This window comes from Saccharobesus litoralis (assembly GCF_003063625.1).
Classification (GTDB): domain Bacteria; phylum Pseudomonadota; class Gammaproteobacteria; order Enterobacterales; family Alteromonadaceae; genus Saccharobesus; species Saccharobesus litoralis.
Genome location: NZ_CP026604.1, coordinates 2,180,807 through 2,193,777 on the forward strand (window position 1 = coordinate 2,180,807; position 12,971 = coordinate 2,193,777).

The following is a 12,971-nucleotide window of genomic DNA, read 5'->3' on the forward strand; positions in this document are numbered from 1 at the left end:
TTGAGGTATTTATGAAAATTTATGGTGATAAGTCGATTTGGTTTGTAACTGGATCACAACATTTATATGGCCCTGGTGTTTTACAACAAGTGGTTGAAAACAGTCAGGAAATTGCATCTTCATTAACATCATCTGATGTTATTCCAGCAGAGATCATAAGCAAAGGCGTGGTTACTACACCAGACGAGATCGCTGATGTATGTCAGGCGGCTAACAGCGATAAAAACTGTGTTGGTTTAATTTTATGGATGCATACGTTCTCGCCAGCCAAAATGTGGATCAAAGGTTTATCACTATTAAATAAGCCTTACATGCATTTGCATACTCAGTTTGGTGCCGAGTTACCTTGGGCTGACATCAACATGAACTATATGAACCTCAACCAAAGTGCTCATGGTGATCGCGAGTTTGGTTTTATCGGTACGCGTTTACGTCAAGAGCGTAAAGTGGTTGTAGGTCATTGGTCGAGCGAGTCTGTGCAAGCACAAATTGACGATTGGATCCGTGCCGCTATGGGTTGGAACGAAGCTCAAACTTTAAAGGTTGCGCGTTTTGGCGACAACATGCGTCAAGTTGCAGTAACCGAAGGTGATAAAGTTGCTGCTCAAATCAAATTTGGCTACGAAGTACACGCGTTTGGTTTAGGCGATTTGGCCAAGTATTGTGAAGCCGTTACTGATGAGCAAATTGATGCCACGGTTGCTGAATACAAAAATGACTTCGTTATCGACGAAGCTGTATGGGCAGATGCCGAGCAAGTTGAAGCGTTTCGTAATGAAGCGCGTTTAGAGCTAGGTATGGAAGCATTCTTTGAAAAAGGCGGCTTTAAAGCATTCACTAACTGTTTTGAAAACTTAACCGGTATTAGTGGTTTACCTGGTTTAGCCACACAACGTTTGATGGCTAAAGGCTATGGTTACGGCGGTGAAGGCGACTGGAAAACAGCTGCGATGACACGCATTGTTAAAGTCATGGCACAAGGTCGTGAAGGTGGTACTTCATTTATGGAAGACTACACTTATCACTTTGGCGCTAAAGACCAAGTATTGGGCGCGCATATGCTAGAAGTCTGTCCGACTATTGCAGCTAACAAGCCAACGGCGGTTGTTGCTCGTCATACCATAGGTATCAAGAAAGATATTGCCCGTTTACTGTTTACTGGTAAGCCGGGTAGAGCTCTAAATATTTCTAAAATCGATATGGGAACACGTTTCCGTATTATCGTTAACGAAGTTGATACGGTTGAGCCACCAGCAGAATTACCAAACCTGCCAGTGGCTACAGCATTATGGGAGCCATGTCCAAACCTTGAAGTTGCTGGTGCAGCTTGGATCCACGCCGGTGGTGCGCACCACAGCACTTATACGCAAGGTGTCAGCACGCAAGTGATTAATGACTTTGCTGAAATGGCTGATGTTGAGATGGTAGTTATCGACAACGATACTAAGGTTAATGAGTTTAAGCAAACCTTACGTCATAACGCGATTTACTATCACCTAAACTTAGGTATTTAGTACTTTTTCAAAAAGAATTAATCGGTTGTATTTGTTGATCGAATCATTGCCGTTAACTTAAGCCTATGTAGGTTGGTGCTGAGCTTGCGAAGCCCAACACCAGCCTTGGTTTTGTTGGGCTTCATTCTTCAGCCCAACCTTCTACGAAAATCGTTAGTCTAAGCGCTTTGACCGTTAAGCCGACGAAAAAAAATATAAAGCATACACATAAAGAATCACGATTAAGGCCGGCATGGGTTGTCATATTGGCTTTAAAGCAAGTTTAAAACAGAACACATATTTGCGGCTTGTACCCGTTAAATATGGAGGATGATTCAAATGAAATTAGCACACTCATTAGTAGCACTATCTATTGTCGCAAGCTTAGGTCTTGCCGGTTGTAACAGCACGGGTAGCGACCAGCAAGCTAGCGTTTCAGGTAAAAAATCGTTAGAACAACGTATTGACGACAAAACCTTCCCTGCGGTATTCCAAGCCTGGAACCCGCTGGATATGGAAGAAAAATATCCAACCACGACTCACGAACAATTTTTAAATAATGCAGCCAAGCATAGTTTGTTGTGGGAAGAGCCAGTTAGCCAATTAGGTTTTAACACTAAGCTTGTTATGGGCTTAGTTTGGGATCATAAATATGCTGGTTTAGCGACGAGTTTCACTAAGGAATCGTTGGCTGTTGCACAAGCTAACCAAGCGTATTTGCTGAACAAAAACCCTAATATGGTGACCCTGTTTGAAGTGCGCTGGCGCGATGCACCGGGTAGTTATTTGCCTGAAAACAGCGAGTATTGGTTACGCGATGATAAGGGCAACCGTGTAGCGGGTTGGACAGGGGGGCCAGAGCCATATTATATGCTGAATTATAAAAATGAAGCTTTCCAAAAACGTTTAGGCGAGCAAGCCAAAGCCGTTATTGATTCAGGTATATACGATGGTGTTATGTTGGACTGGAGTGGCTATCTACCTATCGTCAAAATTGTGCGTGAATACATGGGAGAAGACGGATTATTAACCGTTAATATCCATGATGAAATCGACAAGGGCGAGAAGTACAAAGAATACATCAACGGTGCCTTCATGGAATGTGGTCCAAACGGTCGCATGCCAAACGTGGAAAAGAAACTTTGTACATGGGAAAGCATGGCGAAGTCGCTTAAATTCTACGAAGAAAACCTACGCAAACCAACGGTTAATGCGTTAGAAGCCTGGGGCGAGCGTCACGACTTGCAAAGCATGCGTGCGGTAACCACGCTTGGTTTAACTCACAGTGATGCCTATGTATTGTTTGCTGATTACAACCCAATACCAACACCTGATCATATGCATGATTGGTATGACTTCTGGGACTTAGATTTAGGTGATCCGCAAGGCAAAGGTCAGGAACAGCAAGATGGTTCATATCGTCGTCAGTTCGAAAAAGCCGTGGTTTATTACAACCCTGAAGGCAATAAAACCATAGAGCTTGAGTTCAACTTGCCACATCGTTCAGCGGCAACCGGTAAAGTCGGCACCGAGTTTACTATTCCAGCGCAAGACGGTGATGTGTTTTATAGCTTGTAACTAGCTGAAGATTTGTGGGTGAGGCTTTAGCCTTACAAAGCCCAACATCTATCATAGTTCTGTTGGGATTCATTCTTCAGCCCAACCTTCTATGAAGGACAGGAAGTCAATACCCAACCTTTAATTTATAAAAATCTCTTATGCTCTTTCTTCAAACCATAAGCTTTTTCCCATTTTTGAAGTTAATCAATTGCCCAGATTAATTTATTCGTGCTACTCAACATCAAGTGTGAGCGCAACCACCTTCTATCCGTTCCAGCCCTAAGCTGGCTACCTCAAACTGCATTCGTATGTGCAGTGAAATCTGGTTGAAGGTGCCCCTTCTACAAAAACGGTCAAGCTTGGCTTACCAAGGTTGGGCACGAGCACCTTCTCACAATCGTTAACGTTAATTCCTTATGTGTTTGTTGTCATTTGTGACTGCCTCTGTGCAATTAACCTTCCGTTAATTGTGCACCCTCGGGAATAACACCATGCTCAAGGTAACGCCACAGAGCCACTAATAATTTTCTCGCGAGCGCGACTATTCCCACTCTTCGCATCCGCTTGCTGCCTTTGTCAAAGCGCTCCTTAAACCATTGACTTAATTTGCTGCCTTTTTGGTAACGTAACCACAGCCAAGCAAACTCTATCATGACCTTGCGCACCCGCTTATTGCCTGCTTTACTTATTCCCTGTTCGCGTTGGCTGTCTCCGCTGTCATAAGGTGTTGGAGTTAATCCCGCACAACTCCCCACTTGCTTAGCGTTTTTGAAATCTCGCCAGCTAAAAAATTCTGCAACTAAGTACCAACTGGTTTGCCATCCTACGGCTTTGAGTTGCATCATTTGCTCTATCTGTTTTTCCATACTGCCGTCTTGGGCTTGGGTAACTCGCTCTTTTTGTAACGCTTCAAGTTCTTTCACTTGATTATCTACCATGACATAGCGCTCGTATTCGCGTTGTAATTCGTTCTTCGTATCAACTGGAATGTCATACCCCGTGACGGCGCCTTTAAGTTTAGGCAGTAATGTTTTTAAATCTTTTATGTTTGCTAGCCGTATGCCATGCAGAAAAAGTAAAGATTTTATCCTTGTTGAATGCGCCCCTCGCTCTTCGATTAATCGCCCTCGTTCGCGTTGTAATCGTCGTTTATCTTCTTGCTCAATAGTCGGGACTCTAACAGGCCTCATTGCCGTCAAATCACCTGAACAATAACGAATGAGTAGTCTGTTTAAGGCTTTTACGTCCACACCATCACTTTTGACTTGGCGTTGACGCCGATTCACTTCAATAGCGGCTGAGTCAATCACATAATTGGTGATATTTTCTTTTTCCAATGCTCTGTGTATCCAAAACCCATCTCGACCCGCTTCGTAACAGCTAAAAACCGGACAGTCTGGTGTGCATTTTAGTTTTTCTTTTGCCAGTTCAATTTCTGCAAGTAGGCTATTCCAATCACCAGCATCAATCGTTTTCTGTCTGAGCTTAACTTTATTACTAAATCCTAGCTTCCAGCTTTTTGCACTTAATTCAAAAGCAAGGTACAAAATATTTGAATTTGCGTTATCTTTATCTTGAAGGACAGTATTCATCTTTATTCACCTTTTTTGGTTTTGTCACCTTAAGGTTAGTCGATATACTGTCCTTCATAGTTTCTACATGTTTGCCTTCTAAGCACCTTATATATTCATCAAGCATGCATATATAAGGTGCTTTTTATTGCATGAGTTACAACATCATTCTTACCTTCATACATTGAATGCATTCGACTAAGTGGTATACCTATGGGTCACAATAAGTATCTATTTAACTCAATCAAATGTTTTATCCGAGGACTATTTTTAATTCCTTTGGTGGTTGCTGCCGATGCTCAATCTGCACAGCTTGACTACAACCAAAGCGCTAATCAGGTAGAAATTAAAACCAACAGCGAAACCTTGTTGGTATCGCCAACTCAAGGCTTATGGTCTATTGCCCACAATAGCCAAGGCTTGGCTGATTTAGACTACCAACATGCTCAAATTGACCAAGTCGAAGTCAATGGCGAATGGCAAATATATTCTGGCAAGCTGATCACTGACCAAGGAATTTGGTTATTGCGTGATGCCTGCAAAGCCGAGAACGATCGAATTAAATGTATACGCCGCTATCATTGGACGGGTGATGAGCAACTTAACAATATCGTATTATCCGTTCGCTGGTTAGCAACTCACCAACGAAAACTGCAACGTCAAACTCAAGTTGTTATGCCAAGCTTGGTTTATCATGGCAACCCTTCTGCTAAACGCAATGATCCCAATCGTATCGCCCATTTAAATGCTCAGCCCGGTGAATTTGTTCAGTATGAAGAGCACAGATTTTCTATGCCATTTGTCAGCTTAGAGTGGCCGCAATCGGTAACTAACAAACAATCGCCTTATTTAGGAGCAGCGCTGCATACATTACCAAGTGAATTAAGCCATGCAAACCGTAGTGATTTATGGTGGTCGCTTGGTGTTGAGCATCAAACTGATTATACAGAGTTACGTCTACTATCTGGTCCCATCGGTTATAATCGACAAGCTGACGTGAGCAAGCTATATCAGAAAAAGTCCGCGCCTTATCCCAATGCCACCATCAAGGTTCAACCAGGGCAGATAATAGAAAAAACTTATTACTTACAAGCCTATCCTGTCGAGCAACAAGGCCAAGGGTTTGTAAAGCCGATGCAAACTTCTATCGATATATTCCAGCCATCTGCTACCCAAGGTTACCCAGAATTTGACGCTATAGTGCAAGACAAACTGAGGTTTTTACAAAGCCGCTATTTAGAAAGTAGTGACTATGCTGGCTTTAATATGTTTGATAACAACTTTCGCCAGCAAATTGTTATGGGCTGGGCAGGGCAATCAGAAGCACCGGGCTATGCATTACTGGTGCTGGGTAAAAAACACCAACGCAAAGACTGGATAGCGCAAGCACAAAAGTCACTCGATTTTTTAACTCAAGCTAAATTTGCAGACGACTATGGTTTTACCGTTAGCTATAAAATCAAACAACAAAAATGGCAGTACCACGCGTTTAGACCACACAAACTATTCGATCCCGTTTCACAAGGTCAGGCGATGTATATGTTTGCTAAAGCGATTCAAGTGGGCCAAGAGTTAAACCGAGGTTATGAAGATTACCAAGTCGATACCAGTAAATGGCAAACCTTCTTTAAGCAAGCTGCGGACTTTCATGCCAAACGCATTTTAAAAGAAGATTGGCAGCCGGTTTCGACTAACGAAGCTTTTGTTATTGCGCCATTGGCGTTAGGGGCGATTTTGTTTAATGAACCTAAATATCAGCAAGCGGCTATTAAGGCTGGTCAGCATTATGCGCAGCGTCATTTGAGTATGCAGGAGCCTTATTGGGGCGGCACTTTAGATGCAATTGGTGAAGATAAAGAAGGCGCATGGGGGGCTTTTCAAGCCTTTATGTCACTCTATGATTTGACTGGCGAAACTGAATACCTGTCATGGGCAGAACATGCAGCTAACGTTATGCTGACGTATACCGTGGTTTGGGATATTCCTATGCCAGCAGGGCGCTTGGCCGATCATCAATTTAAATCCACCGGGTGGACAGCGGTTTCGCCACAAAATCAACATTTGGATGTGTACGGAGTACTTACCACTCCCTTGTTATACCGCTTAGCGCAATTAACCAATAATGATCAACTTAAACGTCTAGCTAAAGTCATGTATTTAAGTTGTGGCCAATTAATTGATCCTATGGGCTCTCAAGGCGAACAAATTCAACAAACTAACTTTGTGCAGAGTAGCCACAATATAAAACAAGCGGGTGATGCTGTCGATCCCAGTCATTTTCGTGGTGGCTATTCCGAAGAGTGGACAGTACTTTGGATCACAGCTCATTTTTTAACAGCGGCTGCGATGTTTGAAGAACAGTTGGCAAAATTTGATTAGTTTTGCTTAAAAATGTATATTTCGAATCCAAAGTTATATCGACCGTAAATTATTATTTTAAAAGGAAATTTTCATGAGACTCTTAGTTTTAGCTCTTTCAGCAGCACTAACCGCGTGTAGTTCAACGCCTTATAACCCATTCGAAGATGAGAAGATAGTTAAAAGCAATTATTGCCAAAGCCATCTTAAAACCTTGGTCGAAAACAATGCCTTTATGGAAGTTAAAACTATGGTTGATAGGCAGTGTAATAATTTAGTAGTTAGAGGTTGGGCGAAAGGCAGAATATCCAGTAAGTTTAATAAGCGTTGTAAAGCCTCTTATCAGTATTACGTGCAGCGCCCAGCATTGTATAAAGTCGCGCGTAATTTTATTGTTGCAGGTTGTTATCCAGAAAACCCTGATTTCTATCAATGGCCGCAGGCTAGCGCAGTTAGCAAAAAGTAAGAAAGACGTTTAAAAGATGATTTAGCGCTGTAGGTTTAGTTAGGAATCACCTACAGCATATACACCTAAATTTCATGCCCTTTGGCGTTACTCTTACCACTCAACGGTTTGTGGCTGCCAGCTTAAGTTTAAATTGAGTTGACCATTATCCGACCAAATCATCCTATCGATATACAGATGTTCTCCAGCATTGGGTCCTGAATTAAACTTAGCGAAACAGCTAAACCAATCTTTGCCGTCAGGCCCTTCAAATGGGTGACAATGGTTGAGCTCATCGTAAGGACAGCCCTGTGTTTGATTACACAATGATGAACCAAATATTGGATTACGTGAGTCTTTGGTGTAAGGCCCCCATATGTTATCGGCAGTGGCGAGGCCAATCCCTATCTCATCACCAACAAGGTATTTACCCACCACCCATAGGTAGTATTTGCCGTTGCGCTTAAACAAAGCCGGACCTTCGTTGAGCCTTGCATCCCAGTTGCCTTTTTCACCAAACGGGTATATCTGTTTGCGCTCACCAATTGGTTTGCCAGTATTCAGATCAACTTGGGTTAGCCAACCGCCGGTATTAACGCTGTAGACCTTACCATCGTCATCTTTAAATAAATGTGTGTCGTTGGGGGAGGCGATAGGTTTATCTGCGGTTAATACTTGATAGTCGCCAAGTATTTCATCAGCTACTAACAATGCTCCACCGCGAGCGCGTTTGCGGGGAATATCCGAAGTAGGGCAGTTAAAGGTTATGTAGAATTTACCGTCGTAATGACGTAATTCAGGCGCCCATAAATTTTCGGTACACCAAGTTACAGGCTCACCAACTTTAGCTATGGTCTTAGCGTGAACCCACTGCGTTAGATTGCCTGATACCCATATATTGACAGTCTCATGCCGCTGTTTACGGCCAGTTGCCGTGAGATAGTATTTGTTTTGATATTTAAGGATTGTTGGATCGCGGATCTCGTCATCAGCGACTTTAATTGGGTTTTGGTAGGTAAAGCTATTTAGCGTTGGTGATTGGGTTTTTGTTTTATTCTCTGGATTTGGTGTGGAATTCGGCGCACAGGCACTTAGCCACACAATTGTTAGACATAGTGCTGCCATTAATTTGGTTTTTGTATTTTTCATAGGTTTTGTTTTATATCGATAATATACTGCCATGATCACCAAGGGATAGGAAAATACCCTCGTCATTGCCGTGCCTACAGGATGTAGGTACTTAGGTTTCGTCTGGAACAAGAAACCTGCGAATGCGGTAATCCAGCGACTTTTGTTGGATAAACCTAGTTAGGTTTAATCAAAAAGACACTGGGTTCCTGCCTTCGCAGGAAAGACGGTACTGTTTTAACCATTGTGCAGTTTTAAAAAGCGCGCTTTAAAATCTGTCATTGGTTAAAGATTGCTTGCAGGTGTAAAACCTGCCCTAGAATGGATCACTGTCTATGATCTTTCTTATTTTTATATTGCGATAAAACACTTCGGCACCTTCTGCTTGCAAAACAATCTTGCCTTGGGTCAAAGGTAGCCATTGATTTTGCTCAGCTTGCCAGTATTTAAAGTCTTGAATACGCATATTGATTTGGCCATTAACCATATGAATGGCTTTGTCGCCACGTACAATAATGTCCATGCGATTCCAACCGGGGTGTTCTGCTACTCGGTCGTGTTTAATGCGTTTAATTTTGTTGGCTGTGCCATGCGTTTTCCATACACCACCTAACCACTCAGGTTGATAATCCCAAGAAGACACTGAGCCTTTCGGGTTATGCAAATAGCTGGTGGGATCAACAAAGGTACTGACTTGGGTGCCTATGGTATAAGTATCGCCGCTATCACCTTGTTGGATCTGGCTTTCAACACTTAAGGGCCATGCGGGTTTGCCAAAGCCGTGGGCGTGATATAACAAGCCAGCGTCTTTCAGCAAATTCACTCGTGGTTGATATTTACCATGGCCCCATTTGTATTCGAGCGAAAAACGGTAATGGCTAAAGCTTTGCTCGGTTTCGATGGCGGCGTAAGGCTGGGCGCTTTTGTGTTCAGCATTGGGGTAAACATGGATAACCCCATTTTTAACCTTGAAAAAGTTGGAAGCAGGTTGAGTTTGCCCTTCAGCGTATTTGATAAAGTAACTGCGCCAACCATCGAGATTTTTGCCATTAAATAAAGGTTGCCAGTCTTTGCTGAGATTTAAATCTGCGGCATTTGCAGCAGGTAGGCAAAGCAAAATACCAGATAGAGTTATTGTTTTTGTTGTCTTTTTCATAGCTGTAGGTCGAAATTTATTTCGACACCTTTGTTATGCAAGACTTATCGCTAAATCTTGCTTATCTTTTATACAGTATTGTCGAGTTAAAACTCGACCTACAATTTAAACCTTCAACACCACAACATCGTGCGGCTTAATCGCTACGGTGACGGCATTGCCTTCCAGTTGCACCTCGTAGCGCTGCCATAGCTCCTCGGCTGAATCGGCTGTTAAACCCACTTCAGCAAGGTTTAATGTAACTTGGGTGGTACTGTCATTTTTATTAAATAACGCGACATAGCTATTGTCTGATTTAGTGCTATCCGCAGCCCAAACATCGATACCGTTATCGCTTTTAACTAAACGGTTGTTTGTTGAATACTTGTTAATAGCTAACACAGCATCATTTTGCAGTAGCTTAATGGTGTCGCTGTCGGTTGTCGGTAAATCTGCGCCAATCATTAATGGTGAGCGCGCCATACACCATAAACTCATCAAGGTGTGTAACTCTTCGCTGTTGAAGTTCGATTGACGGTTGGTACCACCCGATTCGCCGCGTGGTAAGTAGCCGATAGGCAACATGTCGGCGTCTGGCCAATGACCTTCGGTTGCGAACTCTGCCCATATAGCACAGCGCTCCATTTGTTTTTTCAATGAACCCCATTCATCCCAAAAATCGGCTGATATGCGCCATAAGTTTGAGTTGCTGCGAAGGTGATTAATCAATGTGGTTTCTGGGCCACCTGGAGATAGGCTTAATACCATTTCACGACCACAGGTTTTAATTGCTTGGCTAATACCTTCAATATCGTCAATACGATAAGGCGAGCCATTACCTGTGGGTGAACCGTCACTATTTTCGACTTCGTGCCATGCATTAACGTCGTCAGCTTTAATGTAATCCACACCCCACTGCGCATATAGCTCAAAAATTGAATCGTAGTATGCTTGTGCTTCAGGCTTCGCAAAGTTCAAGGTACGTAGGCTATTAAACCAAGGGCAGGCTTCACGTTCGTAAGCAATTTGATCCGCAGTAACATTTGTACCTTTAACTGGCGTTTTTTGCGCGACGGCTTTCATAGGTAAACCACGCATAATATGAATACCAAATTTTAAACCCAGTGAGTGGATGTAATCTGCAATTGGTTTTAAGCCTTTGCCACCTTTTGATGAAGGAAATTTTTCTGGGCAAGGAATAAAACGACCAAATTCGTCGATTTCGACCGGAATATCCACTTGCTTGTAGGTTTCGTGGGTTGCGCTAGGGCAATACCAACCTAGATCTAACACGACATATTCCCAGCCGTGTTGTTTAAGGTTTTTGGCAATAAAGTCTGCGTTTGCTTTTAGCTCGTCTTCGTTAATGCTAACGCTGTAGCAGTCCCAACTGTTCCAGCCCATAGGCGGAGTTTGCGCTAAATGAGAATTAAAATAAGCCATGATTCGAAACTCTTAAATTATAAAATGATTGAAAATAAGATGATGAAGCTCAGCATCAGCACGATAGACATGCCAGACCAAAGGCCGACATGGTTGTACCATTTAGTACCTAAACCTTCGTTAAAATTCATACCTTTAAAGTTAAAGGTTAAATCGTCAGTTACTTGCTCAGGACGCGGTTTCGGTGTGATATAAGCTAAACCGACGCATAACAACATACAGAACGCCCAGTTAAGCACACCTTGGTTAGCGTAAGGTTCGAGCAGAGCAGGGGCAGTACCTGAGTTAACCCAAATTTTAACTGCAATACCGAAGACAAAACCGACACTAACTGTAGTAAGAGCCGCTTTACCGCCTAAGCGTTTCCAGAATGTACCTAACAAGAATACGGCTGAGAACGGCGGAGCAAAGAAGGTAAACAGCTCTTGTATATAGGCAAACAAGCTGACTTTTTGTGTACTGATCCAAATCCCTAATGCGATTGAACCAAGCAAGATAACTGCAGTAATTAAACGACCTAAACCAACCAAGCTTTGCTCTGTAGCATCTGGTTTAAAGAAGCGTTTAAAAAAGTCCATGGTAATAACTGCAGAAGTAGAGGTTAGTACCGCGCTAACTGTTGATTGAATAGCACCAAATAACGCCGCCATTAATAGGCCTTTTAAACCCAGTGGGATAACTTCAACAATTAGGGTTATATAGGTTTGATCCGCAGCTTGGCGTACATCATTAATGGTTTCGCCATTTAAAATAATTTCTGGGCGCATTGCGAAATAGATTAAGCCTGGCATGACGACGATAAACGGCAGTAACAGCTTTAAGTAGGCGGCAAAGGTAATGCCCATACGCGCGTGGTATACGTTTTTCGCTGCAAATACACGTTGAATTAAGAATTGGTTAATGACGGTGTACCACAAGCCAATATAGAAGAAACTTAATACCCAGTGAGTCCATGGTACGAGTTGGTGAGATAAAGGTTGAATAACCGATAGACGCTCGTAGTTATCTTGACCTACCGCTTCTTGGCTCATGTGAGCGACGGCTTCTTTCCATACTCCGGTTTCAGCCGTATTGCGTTCAACCATGGTGCTAAAGCCCGCGAAAATATCACCGTGACCCAGGGCGTTTAAGCCATAGAAAGTCACTGCAGTACCACCGACAATCATGACGATAATGGTCAGTAAATCCATCCAAGCGACTGATTTTAATCCACCCCAAATCGCCCAAACACCAGCAGCTAAACCAATAATGGCGATTGATAAATAAAGGCCTTGAGGACCTTCTTCCCAACCCATTAAACCATTGATATCTAAAATGGCGTCTAACGCTAAACCACCGCCGTAAATAACTGGCGCTAAAAAAGCAAAGATATTAGCGATGACCGTTACAATAGCGAAGAAAACCCGCATACCGGTATTAAAGCGGCGCTCTAAAAACTCTGGTGCGGTAAAAACTTTGGCCGAGAACAGGAAAGGGATAAATATCCAAATCATAAAGGTGAAGGCAATAACCGTACTCCATTCACCGGTTGCCACAGCAATGCCATAAATAAATGCCGCACCGACTAAACCAATAAAATGCTCGGTACTGATATTGGCAGCAATATAAGAAGAACCCACTACATACCAAGGTAAGCTGCGCCCTGCTAAAAAATAATCTTCAGAGCTTTCGGCTGGCGCAGACTTATTACGCCGCCCCGCTAAATATCCCACTAAACTTAATAATGCAAAATAACCGATAAAGGAAAGCCAGTCCGCCGGTTGTAAAGCTATGGATTCAATCACACGCACACCTTTTATAATTTACTGTTTTTGTTGGTTCAATCTATTTAAAGTGAC

9 protein-coding genes are annotated in these 12,971 nt (G+C 42.8%); 4 read left to right on the forward strand and 5 right to left on the reverse strand.

Annotation, left to right across the window (positions count from 1 at the left end):
* Positions 1 to 11 precede the first annotated feature (11 nt).
* Both araA and C2869_RS07540 read left to right on the forward strand, forming a co-directional pair.
* The gene (araA, locus tag C2869_RS07535; RefSeq protein WP_108602363.1) at positions 12 to 1,514 is read left to right on the forward strand and encodes an L-arabinose isomerase; all 1,503 of its coding nucleotides are present in this window, start codon (positions 12 to 14) and stop codon (positions 1,512 to 1,514) included.
* A gap of 318 nt (positions 1,515 to 1,832) precedes the next feature.
* Complete coding sequence (locus C2869_RS07540) at positions 1,833 to 3,071, forward strand: hypothetical protein (protein WP_108602364.1); 1,239 nt, start codon at positions 1,833 to 1,835, stop codon at positions 3,069 to 3,071.
* 434 nt (positions 3,072 to 3,505) lie between these two features.
* Here C2869_RS07540 and C2869_RS07545 read toward each other — a convergent pair whose 3' ends face one another.
* Positions 3,506 to 4,645 (reverse strand): IS110 family RNA-guided transposase, encoded by a 1,140-nt coding sequence (locus tag C2869_RS07545; RefSeq protein WP_108601389.1) that lies wholly within the window; start codon positions 4,643 to 4,645, stop codon positions 3,506 to 3,508.
* Positions 4,646 to 4,837: 192 nt separating this feature from the next.
* Here C2869_RS07545 and C2869_RS07550 point away from each other — a divergent pair, with 192 nt between their 5' ends.
* Entirely contained in the window at positions 4,838 to 7,003 is a 2,166-nt protein-coding gene (locus C2869_RS07550; RefSeq protein ID WP_108602365.1) for a hypothetical protein, read from the forward strand.
* A 73-nt stretch (positions 7,004 to 7,076) separates the two neighbouring features.
* The gene (locus tag C2869_RS07555) at positions 7,077 to 7,448 is read left to right on the forward strand and encodes a hypothetical protein (protein ID WP_108602366.1); all 372 of its coding nucleotides are present in this window, start codon (positions 7,077 to 7,079) and stop codon (positions 7,446 to 7,448) included.
* Between the two features lie 93 nt (positions 7,449 to 7,541).
* On the opposite strand, the gene C2869_RS07560 is transcribed toward C2869_RS07555, so the two are convergent.
* The 4 genes from C2869_RS07560 to C2869_RS07575 form a co-directional block, all read right to left on the reverse strand.
* Positions 7,542 to 8,576 carry a glycoside hydrolase family 43 protein gene (locus tag C2869_RS07560; protein WP_159084088.1) on the reverse strand — a complete coding sequence of 345 codons (1,035 nt, stop codon included), beginning with the start codon at positions 8,574 to 8,576 and terminating at the stop codon, positions 7,542 to 7,544.
* Between the two features lie 295 nt (positions 8,577 to 8,871).
* The gene (locus tag C2869_RS07565) at positions 8,872 to 9,711 is read right to left on the reverse strand and encodes a 3-keto-disaccharide hydrolase (RefSeq protein ID WP_108602368.1); all 840 of its coding nucleotides are present in this window, start codon (positions 9,709 to 9,711) and stop codon (positions 8,872 to 8,874) included.
* Between the two features lie 105 nt (positions 9,712 to 9,816).
* The gene (locus C2869_RS07570; RefSeq protein ID WP_108602369.1) at positions 9,817 to 11,133 is read right to left on the reverse strand and encodes a glycoside hydrolase family 27 protein; all 1,317 of its coding nucleotides are present in this window, start codon (positions 11,131 to 11,133) and stop codon (positions 9,817 to 9,819) included.
* Between the two features lie 17 nt (positions 11,134 to 11,150).
* Positions 11,151 to 12,917: an SLC5 family protein gene (locus tag C2869_RS07575; protein WP_159084089.1), complete on the reverse strand. Its 1,767-nt coding sequence runs from the start codon at positions 12,915 to 12,917 to the stop codon at positions 11,151 to 11,153.
* Positions 12,918 to 12,971 lie beyond the last annotated feature (54 nt).